The organism is Anabaena azotica FACHB-119 (assembly GCF_014697625.1).
GTDB lineage: Bacteria > Cyanobacteriota > Cyanobacteriia > Cyanobacteriales > Nostocaceae > Trichormus > Trichormus azoticus_A.
In genome coordinates, this window is sequence record NZ_JACJSG010000001.1 from 1 (window position 1) to 18,065 (window position 18,065).

The 18,065-nt window shown below is 40.0% G+C and carries 17 protein-coding genes and 1 pseudogene; 5 read left to right on the forward strand and 13 right to left on the reverse strand.

What is annotated here, in order from left to right:
- Positions 1 to 221: 221 nt before the first annotated feature.
- Positions 222 to 689: an SUKH-3 domain-containing protein gene (locus H6G83_RS00005; protein ID WP_190465354.1), complete on the reverse strand. Its 468-nt coding sequence runs from the start codon at positions 687 to 689 to the stop codon at positions 222 to 224.
- Positions 690 to 704: 15 nt separating this feature from the next.
- Positions 705 to 2,612 carry a DUF6861 domain-containing protein gene (locus tag H6G83_RS34770; RefSeq protein ID WP_199328262.1) on the reverse strand — a complete coding sequence of 636 codons (1,908 nt, stop codon included), beginning with the start codon at positions 2,610 to 2,612 and terminating at the stop codon, positions 705 to 707.
- 334 nt (positions 2,613 to 2,946) lie between these two features.
- Between H6G83_RS34770 and H6G83_RS36490 the strand changes: the two are divergent.
- Positions 2,947 to 3,069: pseudogene (locus tag H6G83_RS36490) on the forward strand (IS982 family transposase); the annotation flags it as partial.
- Positions 3,070 to 3,269: 200 nt separating this feature from the next.
- On the opposite strand, the gene H6G83_RS00015 reads toward H6G83_RS36490, so the two are convergent.
- The 3 genes from H6G83_RS00015 to H6G83_RS00025 form a co-directional block, all read right to left on the reverse strand.
- Positions 3,270 to 3,593 carry a XisI protein gene (locus tag H6G83_RS00015; RefSeq protein ID WP_190465355.1) on the reverse strand — a complete coding sequence of 108 codons (324 nt, stop codon included), beginning with the start codon at positions 3,591 to 3,593 and terminating at the stop codon, positions 3,270 to 3,272.
- Between the two features lie 37 nt (positions 3,594 to 3,630).
- Entirely contained in the window at positions 3,631 to 4,860 is a 1,230-nt protein-coding gene (locus H6G83_RS00020; RefSeq protein ID WP_190465357.1) for a PrsW family intramembrane metalloprotease, read from the reverse strand.
- A gap of 211 nt (positions 4,861 to 5,071) precedes the next feature.
- On the reverse strand, positions 5,072 to 6,250 hold the full coding sequence (locus H6G83_RS00025; RefSeq protein WP_190465359.1) for an RNA-guided endonuclease InsQ/TnpB family protein: 1,179 nt from the start codon (positions 6,248 to 6,250) through the stop codon (positions 5,072 to 5,074).
- 63 nt (positions 6,251 to 6,313) lie between these two features.
- On the opposite strand from H6G83_RS00025, the gene H6G83_RS00030 reads away from it, so the two are divergent.
- The 3 genes from H6G83_RS00030 to H6G83_RS00040 all read left to right on the forward strand — a co-directional run bounded on the left by H6G83_RS00030 (position 6,314) and on the right by H6G83_RS00040 (position 8,668).
- Positions 6,314 to 6,454: a ribbon-helix-helix protein, CopG family gene (locus H6G83_RS00030; protein ID WP_190465361.1), complete on the forward strand. Its 141-nt coding sequence runs from the start codon at positions 6,314 to 6,316 to the stop codon at positions 6,452 to 6,454.
- A 181-nt stretch (positions 6,455 to 6,635) separates the two neighbouring features.
- Entirely contained in the window at positions 6,636 to 8,027 is a 1,392-nt protein-coding gene (locus tag H6G83_RS00035; protein WP_190465363.1) for a DICT sensory domain-containing protein, read from the forward strand.
- Positions 8,024 to 8,668, forward strand: coding sequence for a pentapeptide repeat-containing protein (locus tag H6G83_RS00040; RefSeq protein WP_190465365.1), 645 nt, complete (start codon positions 8,024 to 8,026; stop codon positions 8,666 to 8,668). Before H6G83_RS00035 ends, H6G83_RS00040 begins: the two co-directional genes overlap by 4 nt.
- Positions 8,669 to 8,763: 95 nt before the next feature.
- On the opposite strand, the gene H6G83_RS00045 is transcribed toward H6G83_RS00040, so the two are convergent.
- Positions 8,764 to 9,036, reverse strand: coding sequence for a hypothetical protein (locus H6G83_RS00045; protein ID WP_190465368.1), 273 nt, complete (start codon positions 9,034 to 9,036; stop codon positions 8,764 to 8,766).
- Between the two features lie 386 nt (positions 9,037 to 9,422).
- Between H6G83_RS00045 and H6G83_RS00050 the strand changes: the two genes are divergently transcribed.
- Complete coding sequence (locus H6G83_RS00050; RefSeq protein WP_190465855.1) at positions 9,423 to 10,121, forward strand: Uma2 family endonuclease; 699 nt, start codon at positions 9,423 to 9,425, stop codon at positions 10,119 to 10,121.
- Positions 10,122 to 10,267: 146 nt separating this feature from the next.
- Here H6G83_RS00050 and H6G83_RS00055 read toward each other — a convergent pair whose 3' ends face one another.
- The 7 genes from H6G83_RS00055 to H6G83_RS00085 all read right to left on the reverse strand — a co-directional run bounded on the left by H6G83_RS00055 (position 10,268) and on the right by H6G83_RS00085 (position 17,783).
- A complete protein-coding gene (locus H6G83_RS00055) occupies positions 10,268 to 10,894 on the reverse strand; it encodes a GNAT family N-acetyltransferase (protein WP_190465370.1) in 627 nt (208 codons plus the stop codon).
- A 36-nt stretch (positions 10,895 to 10,930) separates the two neighbouring features.
- Positions 10,931 to 11,365, reverse strand: coding sequence for a hypothetical protein (locus H6G83_RS00060; RefSeq protein ID WP_190465371.1), 435 nt, complete (start codon positions 11,363 to 11,365; stop codon positions 10,931 to 10,933).
- Between the two features lie 21 nt (positions 11,366 to 11,386).
- Positions 11,387 to 12,187 carry a PD-(D/E)XK nuclease family protein gene (locus H6G83_RS00065; RefSeq protein WP_190465373.1) on the reverse strand — a complete coding sequence of 267 codons (801 nt, stop codon included), beginning with the start codon at positions 12,185 to 12,187 and terminating at the stop codon, positions 11,387 to 11,389.
- 231 nt (positions 12,188 to 12,418) lie between these two features.
- Positions 12,419 to 12,622 carry a hypothetical protein gene (locus H6G83_RS00070; RefSeq protein WP_190465375.1) on the reverse strand — a complete coding sequence of 68 codons (204 nt, stop codon included), beginning with the start codon at positions 12,620 to 12,622 and terminating at the stop codon, positions 12,419 to 12,421.
- Positions 12,623 to 12,633: 11 nt separating this feature from the next.
- Positions 12,634 to 13,197 carry a peptide deformylase gene (def, locus tag H6G83_RS00075; RefSeq protein ID WP_190465377.1) on the reverse strand — a complete coding sequence of 188 codons (564 nt, stop codon included), beginning with the start codon at positions 13,195 to 13,197 and terminating at the stop codon, positions 12,634 to 12,636.
- A 200-nt stretch (positions 13,198 to 13,397) separates the two neighbouring features.
- Positions 13,398 to 14,891: a hybrid sensor histidine kinase/response regulator gene (locus H6G83_RS00080; RefSeq protein WP_190465379.1), complete on the reverse strand. Its 1,494-nt coding sequence runs from the start codon at positions 14,889 to 14,891 to the stop codon at positions 13,398 to 13,400.
- 21 nt (positions 14,892 to 14,912) lie between these two features.
- On the reverse strand, positions 14,913 to 17,783 hold the full coding sequence (locus H6G83_RS00085) for a PAS domain S-box protein (RefSeq protein ID WP_190465381.1): 2,871 nt from the start codon (positions 17,781 to 17,783) through the stop codon (positions 14,913 to 14,915).
- Between the last annotated feature and the right edge of the window lie 282 nt (positions 17,784 to 18,065).

Below are 18,065 nucleotides of genomic sequence, written 5' to 3' on the forward strand. Positions count from 1 at the left end.
AGAACAGCTATGTCTTATCGATTTTTTGATTGGTTGACTCTCAACCGTGACGTGTTTGCTGCTTACAAAGCTAGTTTGGGCTTTATTTGGGCTTAATTTTTGTTTAAGTCCCGTTAAGAGATGACTTAAAAGGCTGAAAATGTCCTGAAGCATTATCAGCAAATTTAGTTTTATTTAGAGCATCTCCTCCTTTCTTAGCAAGATATACCACCCATGCCATTTTATTCATCACTTTCAAGAAATGGGATTTCTGCTAATTCTCTTCCACTACACAAAGCCTCAATTGCATCAATACCTGAATCCCCAACAAAGACCAGAAAATCATCATAACCTGCATAAACTTGACCTTCAGGAGTCATCATCAAAATCATGTAGCCTCGATTAGATTCACCAATAACACAGAGTGGAACACCAATACGGTCACTATAATCTTGTACCCTCTCAGGATAAATATTTCCTACTGCTTGTGGAACATTAAAGTGAAAATCATCTTCTAATTGAGGAACTCGTTTATGAGGATATTTGACATGAAGACCTCCAAAACAACTCAAAAATTTCATAACATTAGGATAGATTGAATAACCTTCTGATTCTAAAATCTCCTTGTATTCACTTGTATCTATGTTTCGTGATTCATGCCATTCGGCTTGCTCAAGTAATCTCGTTGTTTCTTCAGAAAAAACTGCCATATTTAACTTCAATCCTTATTTGCTAGATTGGGGTATGTCACTGGTAATCGTTGCCCCCTCAGTTGTGATTTGACAATTTGCACATCGAGAAAAGGCTTCACCCGTTTGAGTTCTAACAGTATGAACTTCCAGGTTCGTTATTTTAGCACCGTCAAGTAAAGCCTGATTAACTGCCTTAAATTCAGCACAATTGTTTACTGGCCAAGTTTCAAGACTGGGGTTTGGCATACGAGCTTGAAGTAAAGGATGGATTGTTTGAGGATATGGTCTTCCACTCGTGGCATAATAAACCTTACCAGTTGATACATCTACTACCGCAGAAGTAGCAGTAGGTATTTTTTTCTTTGGTAACGAACTACGAAGTTCAGACGCTTTTGTTTCAGCCGCAGATTTAGCTTTCCCACTATTGATTTTCTGCCTCGTTGTCTTCAACTGTTGACGTTCTTTCAACCACTGCATTAAAGGTTTTTCGCCAACAGTTTGAGCAAATTTAGTTTTACTAAAAGCATCTGCTCCTTTCTTAGCAAGATATGCTACCAATGCCAGCAAAATTGCATCTACTAAGCTTCCTAAAGCTTCTGCTAAACTCTTAGCTGCCTCCTCAAGTTTTTTCCGATCACCATTAGCAGTCCAGGCAAGTGTAATAAATTGACCCAACTGTGATAATAGATTACTAGCAATGCCAAAAACGGCTTCTACAAGCATCTTTAAACCATAAATTTCCAGAATTAGAAGCCCAACTTCAAATCCTATTTCTGCTCCAGGTATTGCACCTACACCACCAGCAAACGCACCAATTAAAGCTCCAACAGCAGTGCTTCCTGCTAAGATGATTGCCGCCTCTTTCGCAAACTTTATTAATCCCTCTAGCAGTCCTTTTGCACTGTTAGCAACGTGTCTGGCAATAGCATCAGGAATATACTGACTCGAAAGTTGACAAGCTAACTTAAAATCTTCAATTTTTTGGTCTATTTTCTTTAGGGTTCGGGATACTTCACCTGTAACTGTTCCACTCCCCACATCCATTCTTGCTGCTACACCAAAACTAGGAATCCATAAATCTACATCTGCAATTAGTTCAGTATTTGCGGCATCTCTCCCAGGAATAACAGCATTAGCTAATCCACCAGGCTTTACTTTAAACGCTTCTGGTTTATTAAAAGCTCGAATTGCATTGATAAAATGATTAATATTTTGATCTGGTGTGCTTTCGTTTCCTTGAATCCCATATATTCTTTTGACTAGATGCCAAAAGTTTTCACCGGATTTTACTTTGATCAGACTCAGCGCCGGATCTTGTTGAATAAGATTAGATGGTGGCAGATGTATTTTTGGCGCAAAAACATAACCAGTTTTTCCCAAAACAGCAATCTTCAGCCAACCTGATTGAGGAGTAGAATCATCTAAGGTGTAAACTCTTTGACCAAATTTTAATTGAGCTAGAGATGCTGATTGTTGCTCAGGTTTTTCGCGTAAATTTAGACCTTCTTCCCGAACAAATGCTACTTTATTACCAATATTTTCAGAGTGATTACTTTTGGCCAATTGCAGGGGTGTATTTTGACGCTGAATATTACCTGTTTGCTGTACCACATGAGTTAATTCATGCGCCGTCAATTCATTGGCTTCCTGCTCATACTTATCCCCTGGCTCTCCTACCGTTAGCTTTGCTTGGGGACGACGAAAAGATATGCGGCTGATGTCATGGGGGAGAGGTTTTTTTTGAATGGTAAGTTGTTCTAAGGAACCCTCATCAACAGATTGTACTTCTTGCTTTTCGGTTGCGGTTTGAACAACATTATTTGTTGATAAACCAAAGCCCCGTGTTGGGTTTGCCAGAGTCGGAGTTGTCGGCGAGACAAGCGACGGCTGAGAAAAATCTGATGCGGTTGCTTTCTTACGGGCAAAGGTACGATCGTTCATTTCTTCCTCCATTCACAGCCCAGACGGAGCTTATCTTTGTTTAGATGATTTTATAATATGTTAGACAGTGATCGCTATCGACTAAAGTCTAAGTTTGTTCTAGCAATATTAATCTCAAGCAGAAATTGCTCTACTACTCTCATAGGAGTAATGATTCCCAAGCCCCATCGAAAGGACATTACCATCTGGGGTATAGAGTAACCAATGCTCGTAATCTTGAGAGTAAATTGCAAACACTCTTAGTACCACCTGCTGTTCAAAGGTAAAAACCGCATCACAGGCAGGGGATAATAATTCAATAGAATGCAAAGTTAGATTTTCTAAACAATGAATTGCTGTTTCTAATTTTTTGGTTAATTTGATGGCAGGCTTGGCTGCTTATACTTATTTGCCTAAAAAACCATCTATTGATATTTATCCAAAAGACTTGCCTGCTCTACCTCCTGCCATTTTTTAGCTCCGTCGAACTCACGTTGGTTTAGGATGGCTGTGGCTACGGCTGATGATTTTGGGTGTAAAGCGAAAATAATTTTATCAGTTGCAATATTACAGATGATGTCTCATAAAAAGATAATTTAAGAGCCTAACTCACCACCATATAATTAATAGCTACCTGTTCCTTTATTTATACCGAACTCAGGTTACTATAGTTTTTATTTAAGCTATTATTTTATTCTCTTGTGGAGATACAAAAGCTAAAATAATATCTTCTTCTGCAATACCTTGTGCAATTAAATCTTGAGTAATTCCTGATTCTATTCCATCATATTCAATAATTACTTTTTCTCCTGATAAAATTAGGTAAATTAGATTACCTCTAACTCGTTTACCTCTGTCCCATCCTGTCTGCATCAGGGCATACCTATCTTGAGACTCATCAAAAATAGTATCTAACCTGATGTTGCCATGAGATGGTCTTAATTTTGAGTATTGAGTGACTACTTCCTTAACTATTTGACGGTAAAAGTTTAGTTTATCCATTTTGTTGTTTCCGCTTTTTGCAAATTTATAATAATCATTAGTGGGTGTTTGATGAATTATCTGGTGGTAATATTAATCTTTCTGCTTCCGCCTGCTGCATTTCGGCTACCATCTGTTGGCTACGACGTAAATATGCGACAAATAATAAAATTGTAAAACCGATGATGGCAAGACCAAGGACACCATCGCTAAAGGTGTTGTATGAACCGTGTAACACCGCAGCTAAGGACACGCCAATAAAGATAATTTGTCGTTGTCGAGAAGGGTTAATTGCTGCTAGTCCGAGAAAGTAGCCGACGATTCCGGCTAAGATGGCATGGAACAAGGGGAGTGAGACGAAGCGAATGGTGTTTGCCAAAATATATGAACCGAAACCAGATTGACCTCTGGCTAAGTTGAAAGCATATAGTATGGAGTATGAACCACCTTCGGCGATCGCAAATCCTAATCCTGACATAGCACCATAAAATGCGCCTGTCAATGGTTCAGTTAATTTTCTAGGACGCAGCAAAAATAAATACACTGGTAAGGCTTTACAAGTTTCTTCTAATACTCCCACGCCGAGAACAAAGCCGATTAACTGGGGAATAATCCCCAAATTCGATTCTGTCGCCGCGTAAAGTAGCTGGAATAAGGGAAATTGCTGAATTGACAGGAGTAAAGGAATACCAATAATTGCTGTGAAGAAAACACACTTTAGCGTCTCGCGCCAAGAAAACCAAGTGGGTTTGATTAAGTTGTATAAAACTACGCCCCAAATACTGGCGTAGTAGATCCCTAATATCCAAGCTGTTTGTTCTAAATTGGCGGGGTTGGCAATTAAGCCGATAACTAGCGGAAATAGTCCAAAAAATAACAATAGTTTTACCGTATTACTGCTATACAGTTCGGCACTAAACACATCTTGATAAGGAATGAGTGAAGCAAGTTTAAACGTCCGTAGGGTGGCTATAAAGGTGGCTGTTTTCGCCTGCTGCTTTACCAGAATGAACATTTCTTCCCAGTCGGGGAAGGGTTCATTAGGTCTACGGCCATAAACCCGTACAGTATTAATTAATCTTGGTTGCCAAGTCGAAAGTTCCTGACGAATAAATGCCATAGATGAGGCTTGATCAGGAATCTGCTCAGATTCTAAGATTAATTGTAAACAACCATCCTCAAGACTAGCTTTGGCAATAATGCCCTGTGGTTGAAAATAGAGATTCATCAACCAGGCGATCGCATTTATATCGCCTTGTTTAGCAAATTGTAAATAGTCGTTGGTCATTGGTCATTAGTTATTAGTAAGTAGAGACGCGATTAATCGCGTCTGTACAGTCCACAGTCCACCCCACCCATTACCTTAGTTTTAACTCGTTATAAGCATATAAGACTGTAACCTAGATTGGAAAACCACTGACAACTGACCACTGACAAATAAAAACTGACACACAAAGCGCATTGACGCTCCCACAACTTGAAGTCGTGGGATTCTTGCTTCATTCAGCCGACTTACTTAAAGGAGTTTCCCCACTTAAGCAGAGGTCGTTCTGTCCACAAGCTTTAGATTCCGTCCGCCCGACGGTACTTTTTAGTCCTTTATTCAAAATCATAATTGCTGCATTGTGGTCACGGTGCATAACTGTCCCACAAGAATGACATTTATGGGTGCGAGTGGACAAAGATTTTTTAACTCGTGTCCCACAAACAGAACAATCTTGAGATGTGTAGTGTGGTGCAACTGCTATTACCCAAGTGTCAAAAACTTTGGCGTAGTAGTCCACCCAATCAGTGAACAATGACCACGAGGCATCGCTAATAGATTTAGCTAAATGATGGTTTTTAACCAGATTTTTTACCTGCAAGTCCTCATAAACTACCAAGTCGTTTGACTGGACTAGAGTTCTTGCTGTCTTCACAGCAAAATCTTTCCTCTGTCTACTTACCTTGAGGTGCTTTTTAGCTAGTTTTTTAACAGCATGGGCGCGATTAGAAGAACTTTTTTTACATTTAGAAGCCAGGCGTTGTTTACGTTTCAAAGACTTCTCGGATTTACGCAGAAGTCTAGGGTTTTCGACTATTTTACCATCAGAATCAGTGTAGAAAAATTCAAGCCCTAAATCAATTCCTACTTGCTTACCATTATGTTGATGAGTAAGCGTGCGTTCTACATCAACACAAAATTGGCAATAATAACCGTCAGCACGTTTAAGTATTCTTACTCGCTTAATCTGTTGGATAGAGTAGAAACTTAAGTTACGAGTACCAACTAATTTCAGCCTACCAATATTAAAACCATCACTAAATGAGATGTATTTTCTATCATTAGAAAGCTGCCAACCACTGGTTTTGTACTCTACAGAATGACCACGTTTTTTAAATCGTGGAAATCCTTTCTTAAGAGGTTTCTTGGCTTTACAATTATCGTAGAAACGTTTGATTGCCAGCCATGCCCTATCAGCAGAAGCTTGACGAGCCATAGAGTTAAGCTTATCTGCAAAATCAAACTCTTTGGCTAAAACAGCACAAAGCTTTTGCAGGTCGTTTTTACCAACGTCTTTATGGTCTATCCAATGTCTTAAAGCTTTGTTACGGATAAACAAAGCAGTTCTAATAGCTTCATCTATTGAATTATACTGATTTTGTTTACCCTTCAACTTAGCTTCTAAAACTAGCATCGTTTCGACCTATTGACGATAAATATAGGATATCATAGTTGTGTTCATATAAGCAACACAGGTATGAGGGATATTAGATTAAGTATTAGAGTTCCTGAACATGAAATGAGAATTTTGGAAAAATATGCAGAAAAAACAAAACGAACCAAGACTGACTTAGTTCGTGAATGGATACGTTCGCTAGAAAAGAAAGACTGCACCTAAAGGTGCTACGCATTCATCCCACCCCTAAAGGACACAAAATCCTGAAAATTTTTGGGATTTTCAGGATGTTGTTGGTGGGCTTTCTGCTCTAATACTTGTAAACTAAAGATTCAGAAGCATAATGCCTTTAGCTCAAGTTCCATTGTCCTCTGTGCCTCTGCGGCTTATATAACCAAACCCCATGTTAGAAGGTTCCATTCTACAACAGCTAGAAGTGTCTCATCGTCACAGCACCAGACCGATTAGATTCGGGGTGTATTACAAAAATACTCTGGTTGCTCTTTGTCATGCTTTAGAAGACCATATATTGGCGGATGACAGTCAACCCTTGGTTATTACTGCCTTCCAACGGGGTAAGTGGTATTTACAGGAAGCCCAAAGATATGCAGATATTGCCAAGTGTAGCCGCCAAATTGCGATTATGGCAGCGCCAGATGCAGGTTTTGCAGAACATCCTACCAGCCAACTACCAAATGTGGATTTATTGGCGCTAAAGCCATCTGACCCAGTAGCACAAGAATGGCATTTGATTATCTTGTCATCAAAATACACAGCGATGGTACTTTGTCAAGAGCTGTCTGATACTGATTATGGCGTAGGTGGACGACCGGCTTCTGATTTAGAGCGGAAGTTTTACGGGTTGTGGACTTTTGAGCCGGAGTTGGTGAGGGAGACGGCAGAGTTAGCGATCGCACATATTCAAAAGTACAATCCAGAGTTAGCCGACAAACTACTGACTCATGACAGGGGAATTGCTAAGGGAGCGATCGCATCAGCAGATTTGAGTGCAGTTGTCTCTCGTGTAATAGATTACCTGCAAACAGGACAAGAACAATTATCAATCCCCGCAGCCCGTCACCAAGCCTTGGATAGCAACTTGGTTTCTAACGAAATTCAAGCATTTTTGCGGATGGCGCAACTGATGGATTTAGCCGATATCAAAAATCCCAGTGCAGCCGCCGAAGTAGCAACTTTAGCTGAAACTTTGGGACAACTTTTAGATTTACCTGCATGGCAAATTAAAAGATTAAAACTCGCAGGATTGTTACACCGCATAGATCCACTACAAAAAGCCGAAAGTATTTTCACAGCTGGAAGTTACCCACAATATCAAGAATCAGCCCCTAGTTGTCCCTTGACTTGTGCTTTAGTACCAGGAGCGCAAGTATTACGCAAGATGTCAAGATTGCGGGCTGTGGCGCAAATTATTACTCATCAAACCGAGTGGTGGGATGGTACAGGTGAACCTGCGGGTTTAGCTGGTGATGAAATTCCCCTAGAATCGAGAATTTTGGCTTTAGTGGCAGACTTTCAATGGCAAGTTAATCAAAAAAAAGCCACAAATCAAAATCGCCAAGAAATATTTGTCCAAGCCTTAGAAGAATGTCGTCAGCAATCAAACCGCTTTGACCCTAAACTGATAGATGCCCTATCTTTATTAGTCATGGGTTTACAGCAGGGACTCGACTTACCCCTAATGACACCAAAATTTAGTACAGGTATGTGGTTACTTGATTCCCGATGGGACAGCCATAGTCAGACTAGTGAGCAGATGAGTAGTTACCCACAATGAATATTGACGCAATTAAACTAGGAAAACTCAAACAACTGCCTGGAGCTAATCTAGAAGATGAAGAACTCTCCCAACTAGATTTAAGCCGCATCAATTTGGCTGGCGCTAACCTTGTCGGTACTAATTTCTCTCGTTCTAAGCTCGAAGGCGGGCATTTAGAAGGGGCGAATTTGATGGGTGCAACCCTGCAACAAACCGACTTGAGGGCGAACCTGATGGGAGCCAATTTGATGCAGGCAGATTTAACAGGTGCAGATTTACGCGGTAGTAATCTGCGTGGTGCTAACTTAATGGGAGCTAGACTGAGCGATGTTTCCTTGGCTGGTGCTTTTTTGAGTGGCGCTAATTTGATGAACGTCAATCTCCAAGGCGTTGACTTACGCGGTGCTGACTTGCGAGGCGTTAACCTGACTGGGGCTAACTTGAAAGGTGCAGACTTAAGCCGTGCTGATTTACAAGGCGCGTTGTTAAGTGAGGCGAATTTGGAAGAAGCCGACTTTCGGGGGGCGAATTTAGCCGGGGCAAATTTGACAGGGGCTAACCTACTTTGTGCAGAGTTAGAAGGTGCAAATTTGCAAGGTATTAACTTGGATAAAGCTTGTTGCGTCGGTACATTACTAGAAACGGGTGAATTAAAATAGCTAACTATGGGGATTGGTAATGGGTAATTGGTAATGGGTAATTGGTGAATTATACAACACCTAAAAACAATTACCTATTACCTAAAATAATTTTATTAGTCTTCGTCCTCGTCCTCATCCTCGTCATCATCACGGTCTCTGCGGGAACGGCGGACATTACGAGAATATTCTTCGTCATCTTCTTCCTCGTCCTCGTCATCATCGCGGGAACTGCGGTAATTGTCAGAATATTCCTCATCTTCTTCATCATTATCACGAGAACGGCGATCGCGTCCCTGACGTTCCCGGTAACGAGAGTCTTCCTCACGTTCTTCGTTTCTGGAACCACCAATAAAATCTTTAGCTTTGCGGAAAAAGTTATCTACCATAATCAATCTCCTGCTTGCGGTGTTTTAATATCAAATCTCAAAGTAGTAAAAACATTGTCGTTTTATAGGCAAATAAATCTGCCTGTGCTTGACAACAGTACAAAAGCTTTCACTTTATATAATGAGCCGATTTGTTAGATATTCCGTCCTACCTTTGAGGGACATTATGAAAATAAGCCAATGCCTTAATTCGGTAAGATTAGGACTTACGCATGAAAACGAAAAATCAAGGGTTTTGGCAAGGGTACAGGGGTATAGGGGTGTAGGGGTGTAAAAGCGCTAAACCTATACCCCTATACCCTTACACCCTTACACCCTGTCTCGACAGATAACTTCAGTGCGTAAGTCCTGAAGATATGCTTAGGTTAGAGCTTCAGGCGATCGCTATGGTGAAAACACCCCCACAAAATCCCACAATTCCTCAACTGGAAAACGGCGACAAACTCACCCGCTATGAATTTGAGCGTCGCTACAATGCTACGCCTAATGTCAGAAAAGCTGAATTAATCGAAGGAATTGTTTATGTCGCATCTGCTACTGTGCGTTTTAAAAGTCATAGTCAACCACATGGTTGGATGGCTGGCTGGGTAGGTACTTACGCCGCAGCTACACCTTCTGTATCTTCAGGAGTGAAAACAACTGTACGCCTAGACTTGGATAACGAACTTCAACCAGATGTTATTTTACTCATTGACCAAGTAGCAGGCGGACAAGCAAGAGTAAGTGACGATGATTACATCGAAGGTGCGCCGGAGTTAGTTGTAGAAATTGCTGCTAGTAGTGTAGCGATTGACCTTCACGCTAAAAAACAAGCTTACCGCCGTAATGGAGTTAAAGAATATATCGTTTGGCAGGTTCTTGATCAGAAATTCACTTGGTTTTATCTTGAACAAGGTGAGTATTTAAAGTTAGAGCCTGACGTTGATGGAATTATGCGAAGTCGCGTTTTTCCTGGCTTGTGGTTAGCAGTTGACGAGTTATTAGCAGGAAATAAGCAGGCTGTGGTTAATGTTTTACAAACAGGTTTGCAGTCTCCTGAACATGGGGCTTTTGTTCAGATGTTAGTATCGGAAAATAATTCTTAATACGCTACAGGAACCAACGTCATGATATAAAACTGCGATCGCCACTGAGTTTTGCTCCCGTCTCACTGCCCATACAAAAAGAAGTAGCTAACGCCTTTACATTATACGATTTAGCTTTAATTTAGTCCTTCTACTGATTAACTTGGCTAAATTGGACTTGATTCATCATTAATTAAAGGATTAATCACTATCTCGTTAGCACCTCCATCAGCTTTACGCGCCCGAATAGCTGGGCGAGAACGTTTATATCCTGCTCTTTCTGCCTTTTGATGTTCGTAGTCAATTAGTCTGCCATAATATGGATGTTTACTTAAATTCATCGATAAGAAAATATGCTGGCGGATATTGCCAAAACCTTTGCGGTTAAAAAATTTAACTGCTGGTATGTTGGTGGGGTCAGTATCTACTAGCATAAATCGCGCCCCATCTTCAATCATGCGGGCGACTACTTTATCAACCAATTTATCAGCAACTCCCTGACGTTGGAATTTAGGATTAACTCCCAGCCATAAAATATAGCCATAAGTCCAAGATGCTTTAGTAATAATAGTCCCTAAAATGAATCCTGCTAGTTCTCCATCTGTCTCAGCAACTAAACAGTATTCGGGGTCTGTGTTATAGAGTCCAATTACTTCCCATTCATCCCAAGTACGGTAAAGATAAGGATATAAATCACTGGTAAATAATTCTTCTCCTAAATGATACACAGGGGCAATATCATCTATTCTTAATTCTCGCACATAGATAGGGTTAATTTCATCAAAGTCTGTCATATATTTTAAAAGTTAAATTTTTAATTTTTTATACATTTATTTTTGAAAGTTTTGGTATGTAGCTGCTAAAGGAATTGCATAAAATACCAAAAATGCTACATTGAAGACGGCATTTTGCCAAAAGCCAGATGATACAGAAAAAGAACTATCTATGGTGAACCAAACAAGTATTGATGCTGTCATGGCGAACCATCCTTCAATTTCTCCACGACGAAATGGTTTTAAAAGGATGTAAAGTAAAGCCACAGTCCAACCAACCATGATAGCGCCAAGAAGTCCATACAAAAATTTAATATATGAATATTCCGCTTCACCAAAGGTATTATGTGTGGGAATGGTTGAAGCAAACATTGCATCAAAATACTGCTGCATGAAATCTGGTGTGATAATTAAGCTGAGGCTGAAGAGAATTCCGGCACAGGTGACAATAATTAGCCAGTACCACCAGAAACGAAACCATGAGTTGAGCATTTAATTTATATTCCTCAATTGTTACAATGATATTTCTTGAATTGCTTCAAGGCTGGGGAGGGTGTTGCTAGTTGATTCTTCTGTTGTTGGGGTGCGATCGCACTTTTGAGCAAATTGGCAATAATCACAGGCTTTACTATTTTCTGGTACTTGGGGGAATAACTCTCCAAGTTGATAGTTATTTAGCCAAATTGTTAATTGATTTAAGAGTTCATTAAGTTTTTTTTCTGTTTGCTTGTGTAAGCTATCGCTATAAGTAAACTGAATATTTTGTGGTTTGCCTTGGGATTGAACAAACCAATAATTCATAGAAATATTTTCCGGTAAGTATTCGCTAGTTTCAGCTAACACATACATATATAAGCGTGTTTGCCAGTTTTTCGATAGCTGGCGTTTGTCTGGTGGCTTGGGATATGTTTTCCAGTCTAAAATTTGGGCTTTGTGGTTATCGGCAATTAATAAATCATAGATAACTGTGAGCAAATAGTCTTGAACTTGCAGGGTGCGATAGTGTTCACTTTCACGGAAAGTTTCCCTATCAGTTGCAAGTGTGAGAATTTCTGGTGCTGCATTCGCAAAAGCAGACATCCAACTTTGCAGTTGCGGATCAGTCTGTAAAAAACTATTAATTGGCAAACCCATTTCCCTTTGCTGCATCAGCAGGTGGAAACGACTACCTAAAGTTTGTCGTTCCTCATGTTCAGGATTTGCAGGGGAGTTGAGTTGTTCTAGGTAGGCTTGTTGAAATTTACGCGGACAGGTTTCGAGTAAATTCAAATGTCCTTGGGACAGTCGCAATAATTGAGTGTGAGTTGTCAGCATTCTTTTATTTTACGAGCGATCGCCTATAGGACTCACGCACCAAGATTATCTGTTGAGATTGGGTATAGGGGTTTAAGGGTATAGGGGTGTAAGGAGTAAATAATAACTGTTGACTGTTGACTATTGACTGTTGACTATTGACTATTGACTATTGACTGTTGACAAATAAAAGGTGAAAGGAATGAATCTTGCCTTGTGATCCACTCTTTCACCTTTTTATGTACCTGATGCTTATTTTATGTTAGCCTTTGCGTCCCTCACTGCGGCAAGAAAAAATAATCCAGTCAGAGGAATACTCAAACCAAGGATAATCGCCGTTGTTTGGAAGCCTAAATTTGGGTCTCCGTAACTGAGTTCAAAAACTGAACCAACAGCTGCGATCGCTGTTATACAAGAGCCAGCTAGAAATAATCCGCTTTTTGGAGTTAAATACACTACTAGTCCACCTATGCTACTGGTTTCACAGCTTGATACGAGAAGCCATTTTTAGATAACTCCTGTGCCAAAGTCAAGGAATTATCTACACGGTCTACAAAGACTACACCGTTGAGGTGATCCATCTCGTGTTGAATACAGCGTCCCAGCAAGTCGCCAGCTTTTAATGTTTGAGGACGACCATTTTCATCTTTATAGGCAATTTCTACAAATTCGGGGCGTTTGACATCCATATAAACCCCTGGAATGCTCAAACAGCCTTCTTGCTCCGTACATATTTCCCTGCTTACCTGTTTAATGGTGGGGTTGATTAATACCAGTGGCGGCTTCGCTGGGTTATCCGGTTCGCAATCAATCACAATTAGTTGTTTATTAACGCCTACTTGGGGTGCAGCCAAACCAATACCATCACTGCTGTACATGGTTTGCAGCATATCGCGGATTAATTGCCGAATCTCATCGTCTACTTTCGTGATCCGCTTTGCTGGTTGACGCAACGCGCGATCGCCTAAATAGTGGAGTTGCAAAGGCGGATTTTTTAACTTTTTTTTCTCAACAGCAATTTCAGAAGGCATGACTTTAGACGGCTAGATTGTGCAAATTTCCTAGTAACTTAATTCTATCAATTTAGTCATTACTCAGTTGACAGGTGACAGGTGACAGGTGACAGTTTTTACTCCCTCATCTCCCTCATCCCCCCAGTCCCCAATCCCCAATCCCCAGTCCCCAGTCCCCAATCCCCAATCCCCAATCCCCAATCCCCAATCCCCAGTCCCTAAAAATTTAAAGGTAAAGTGATAGTAAATGTAGTCCCAACGCCTTCTTGAGAGGTAAAAGAAATTTGTCCATTGTGGGCTTCAACGCATCTTTTGACTATTACCAAACCTAAGCCTGTACCTTGAATCGATTGGGAATTGGAAGCTCGATAAAATGACTTAAATAAATGGGATTGGTCTGCTTCAGGAATACCAATGCCTTCATCTTGAATCTGAAAAATTGCTACGCCTTGAATTTGATCACAAGTTAATTCAAACCTAATAGTTTCTTTGCAGGGAGAATACTTGATAGAGTTAGAAAGTAAATTTACAAGTATGTAATGTAATAGTCGCTCATCCATCAAGGCATCTGTGTTCTCGCTGTGACAAGTAAAAATGATTTCATGTCCGCTAATTTCTCCAATGGTGAAGCCTTCTATTAACTCTTGACAAAATTCTTGCAAATTTAAGGGTGCTGGATGGCATTCAACTTTTCCTGCTTCTGATTTACCTATAAACAGCACGTCTTCCATGAGTAACTTCATGGATTGCACAGCACCTTTAATTCTTTTAATATATGTATTTCTCTTAGCTTCTGTTAAATTTCCCCCGTGCAGTTCTATCAGTTCTATGGCTGTTTGAATTACACTTAGGGGATTACGAAATTCGTGGGAAACAGTGGAGATAAATAAAGATTTTAAATTGTTTAGTTCACGTTCTTTTTGCAGTGCTTGTTCTAATAGTTCTGTTTGTCGCCGTTCGCTCAGATCCCAAAAAACGATTACTACCCCGTTTATTTGGTTAGGTACTGCCATAATAGGAGAAGCACTATCCCCAATTGGTACTCTTCTACCATCTCTAGTAATTAAAGATGTGTATTCTTGTAAATAGACAACTTTCTGTTCTCTCAGAACTTTGATGACTGGGTTTTCTATAGTGGTTTCTGTGACTTCATCGACTAGATAAAAAATTTGGGATATGTCACGTCCTAAAGCATCTGCTTGATGCCAGCCTGTCAGCGTCTCGGCGGCGGGATTCATAAATGTCACATTGCCAGTATCATCAGTAGCAATAACTGCATCACTAATCGAATTTAATAGCGTTGCTAGGCGATCGCGATTTTCTTTGATATCACGTTCTAGGCGATGCTTGAGCAAACCCATTTCTACGGCAATACGTAAATCTTTGGAAGTAAACGGTTTAATAATATACCCAAAAGGTTGCGTTAATTTCGCCCGTTGTAGGGTATTGTCATCACCATAAGCTGTTAAAAAGATGACAGGAATATCTAAATGCTCCCGGATATAACTGGCAGTTGTGATCCCATCCATTTCACCTTTGAGGATAATATCCATAAAGACTAATTCTGGTTTAGCCTCTAATGCTTTAGCGATCGCCACTCTCCCAGAGGAAGCTGTACCTATAACACTGTATCCCAATTGATTCAGTTGACTAGCAATAGTTCTAGCTACAATCACTTCATCTTCAACAACTAAAATTTTGACTTGCTCCATTGTTAATTTACGATTGCCCAATTAATGCGAAAATTGAATTTTAAATGTAGTTCCTGGTTGACTGGCGACGCTAACAGTGCCTTCTAGTTGTTCTGTTACTAGGTCGTAAACTAGCGAAAGACCTAAAGAATCTGTGTAACGCCAATCTAAATTATCTGGTAAACCGATACCATTATCGTGAATCGTCAGATCAATATTTGTACCTACCTGCTGTAAGTCAATCTTGATCTCGCCTGTTTGCTGAGGAAAAGCGTGCTTAAGAGAATTGGTAAGTAGTTCATTGATAATTAAGCCACAGGCAATGGCTTGGTCAACATTCAAAGTAATTTGACTAATATTAGTTTCCAACTTGATTTTGCCCGGTTCCACTTGATAAGACATCAAAATGTTAGTGGCTAGATTATTGATATACTCAACAACATCAAGTTGTCCAATATTAGGCGAAGTATATAAATTTTTGTGAATCAAAGAGATTGACTCAACGCGATTTTGGCTTTCTCGCAGAGTTCTAATTAGTTCTGGGTCTTTGAGCGTTTGCGAGTGGAGAAGTAATAGTCCAGAAACAATCTGCAAGTTATTTTTCACGCGATGATGTACTTCCTTGAGTAAAACTTCTTTCTCCGCCAACGCACTCCTTAACTTCACTTCTGCTTTTTGTCGTTGGGCTAAATCACTCTGGGCTTGTTGAAGGATGCTCGATTGTTGAATGGCGATCGCAATGGGAACGGATAGTTGATCGAGCAAGTCTAATTCGTGGTCTTCCCATTCCCTGGGCGCAGAACATTGATGCGCTACTAACAACCCCCAAAGCTGAGGTACAGTTTTGCCTTCAATAACTTCTAAGAGAATGGGGACAATCAAGTTAGCTTTAACTTGAAACTGTTCTAATAAAATCTGATGACACTCACTCAGTCCGGCTGTGTAAATATTAGGAATTGCCCTTTTACGCCCTTGACGATAATCAGCTCCATATCCTTGTTGAAAACAAGTATCCTCGACTTCTGCACCAAGAGCAACTCTCCACCCTGGATTTACTGATTCGGCGACAATTTTACCGCTCATATCTGGAGCAAACTGATAAACTAAAACCCGATCAACCCTGAGCAAGTCTTTGACTTCTATAACTGTGGCATCAAGAATATCTTGCAGATTCAGCGACTGCCGAATTCTTTGAGCAACAGCACGCATTAACTGTTCTCGCTCCAACTGTCCCTTCAAAATGCGCTCAGTTTGCTTACGCGGTGTGATTTCTTTCCCAATACTAATTATTTGCCCATTGGGAAGTTTGGTGTTCGTCCAAGCAGTATCTAATACCCGCCCATCTCTGGTGTGAGTTCTAAAATCGCCCCAAACACCTGCTGCATTTTGAATAAAATTGAGGACAAGTTGACGAGATTCAGGCTGAGGATATAACTGAGCAAAAATATCAAGAGTTTGATAATCTCTCAAACTCCAACCTAAAACACGCTCTAATTCTTGATTTATCCATTGCATCTGACCTTTAGGACTAATCAAAGCCATCATCAAGGGTATGCCAGTGAAAATACTCTCTAACAGAGCATTCTGTTCTTGTAGCCTAGTTTCGGCATTCTTGCGTTCTGTAATGTCATAGAGGAGGGTTAAGATGGCAAATTCATTGTTAAAATTTAAGTATTGAATTGAAGCGATCGCCCAAAATGAAGTCCCATCATTTTTTTTAAATTGAATATCATAATTTTGCAGCGACCCATTCTGACTAAGGGCGGCTAATACTCGCTGTTGATCTTCTGGATTTTGGTACAACTCCACAACATTGCGATTCACTAAATCCTGTGCAGATACCTGGAATGTTTGCCAAAAATCTGAATTAGTATATAAAATTAATCCATCATCAACGCGAGAAATTATCAAGGGGACAGGAATTGATTCGAGAATTGTTCTAAATCTAGTTTCGCTTTTTTGCAGATTTCTTTCTATGTGAATATGTTCTGTAATATTTACAGCATCAACTAAATAAGCTGTGTTACCAGCATATTCTATTTCATTTATCGCCACTTCTACATCTATAAATGTGCCATTTTTCAGGCGATGTTGACATTCTAAAAGTAATGGCAAATCCCAGCTTTTTTGCTGTATCTCTTCGATTAACAAAAACTCAGGCATAAAAACTTGAGTCAGTTGCATTTGTAAGAACTCTTGATGTGAGTAGCCGTATTGCTCAACAGCAGCTTGATTTACGTCTAAAATCTGTAAAACTTCCCGCTCGCATATCCACATGGGACGAGAATTTCTCGTAAACAAAAGATGAGCATTTAAGCGGCTTTCATTGCTATTTTGCTGTCGGTGTAACTCCAATTGTCTAACTACTTGACCTGCTAGACGTTTTAGTATTTCTTGCTCCTTTGTACTTAAGTTACGGGGCGCAAAATCTATGACAGATAAACAACCCAAGGCAAAACCATCGGCGTTAATTAAGGGAACTCCGGCGTAGAAACGATAATATGGTTGTGATTTAGCTATCTCTGGCGCAGATTCTGTCTGTGAAACGCTATAAATTTCCGCAGTTTCCGGTAGGGAACTTACAGATGGCGTTCCGCCTGCTATTGGCCGCACCAGGGGATTTTCTGCAAATCGTTCATCTTGCCAAGTATCAGGAATAATTAAGATGTCATTTTGCTGGGTTGTATAGTTACCAAAACCAAGATGACGTGGTATTTCTGTGGCACTAATTCCTACTTTGGCTTTCAACCACTCCCTTTCGGCATCTAACAGACTTATTAGGGCGATCGGTGTATTACAGATGTCAGCAGTTAAATTAACCAGATCATCAAACACTTCATCTGGAGGTGTATCTAAAATGTAGTATTGATAAAGTGCCTCTAAACGTTGGCTTTCACGGTCGGGTAAAGACATTATTAATTATTAAAAAAAATGTGATATGCTATGATGCTAACAAACAATCACAGCATTAACCTCATCAAGCTAAATACTGGTATTATTTTAACTATTTACACTTACCATATACTTGCCTGAGAAAGCTGTAGTCTGGCTTATAAAGTTTGGTGGAAATAATTTTTGCTGATTCAATCAGCCTGACAAGATGAATTTACCTAAAACATTAGTGAATTCATGTCCAAGAAAAACCAATCTCTCCTTGAATAACTATAATTAGTCAATTTTTTTCAATTAATAAAC

Excerpts from the sequence above, each read along its gene's own strand:
- H6G83_RS00025 (WP_190465359.1), bottom strand. The coding sequence starts at position 6,250 with ATGCTAGTTTTAGAAGCTAAGTTGAAGGGTAAACAAAATCAGTATAAT.
- H6G83_RS00035 (WP_190465363.1), top strand. The coding sequence starts at position 6,636 with ATGTTAGAAGGTTCCATTCTACAACAGCTAGAAGTGTCTCATCGTCAC.
- H6G83_RS00065 (WP_190465373.1), bottom strand. The coding sequence starts at position 12,187 with ATGCTGACAACTCACACTCAATTATTGCGACTGTCCCAAGGACATTTG.
- H6G83_RS00085 (WP_190465381.1), bottom strand. The coding sequence starts at position 17,783 with ATGTCTTTACCCGACCGTGAAAGCCAACGTTTAGAGGCACTTTATCAA.
- H6G83_RS00045 (WP_190465368.1), bottom strand. The coding sequence starts at position 9,036 with ATGGTAGATAACTTTTTCCGCAAAGCTAAAGATTTTATTGGTGGTTCC.
- H6G83_RS00030 (WP_190465361.1), top strand. The coding sequence starts at position 6,314 with ATGAGGGATATTAGATTAAGTATTAGAGTTCCTGAACATGAAATGAGA.
- def (WP_190465377.1), bottom strand. The coding sequence starts at position 13,197 with ATGCCTTCTGAAATTGCTGTTGAGAAAAAAAAGTTAAAAAATCCGCCT.
- H6G83_RS00060 (WP_190465371.1), bottom strand. The coding sequence starts at position 11,365 with ATGCTCAACTCATGGTTTCGTTTCTGGTGGTACTGGCTAATTATTGTC.
- H6G83_RS00020 (WP_190465357.1), bottom strand. The coding sequence starts at position 4,860 with ATGACCAACGACTATTTACAATTTGCTAAACAAGGCGATATAAATGCG.
- H6G83_RS34770 (WP_199328262.1), bottom strand. The coding sequence starts at position 2,612 with ATGAACGATCGTACCTTTGCCCGTAAGAAAGCAACCGCATCAGATTTT.
- H6G83_RS00050 (WP_190465855.1), top strand. The coding sequence starts at position 9,423 with ATGGTGAAAACACCCCCACAAAATCCCACAATTCCTCAACTGGAAAAC.
- H6G83_RS00040 (WP_190465365.1), top strand. The coding sequence starts at position 8,024 with ATGAATATTGACGCAATTAAACTAGGAAAACTCAAACAACTGCCTGGA.
- H6G83_RS00055 (WP_190465370.1), bottom strand. The coding sequence starts at position 10,894 with ATGACAGACTTTGATGAAATTAACCCTATCTATGTGCGAGAATTAAGA.
- H6G83_RS00080 (WP_190465379.1), bottom strand. The coding sequence starts at position 14,891 with ATGGAGCAAGTCAAAATTTTAGTTGTTGAAGATGAAGTGATTGTAGCT.
- H6G83_RS00015 (WP_190465355.1), bottom strand. The coding sequence starts at position 3,593 with ATGGATAAACTAAACTTTTACCGTCAAATAGTTAAGGAAGTAGTCACT.
- H6G83_RS00005 (WP_190465354.1), bottom strand. The coding sequence starts at position 689 with ATGGCAGTTTTTTCTGAAGAAACAACGAGATTACTTGAGCAAGCCGAA.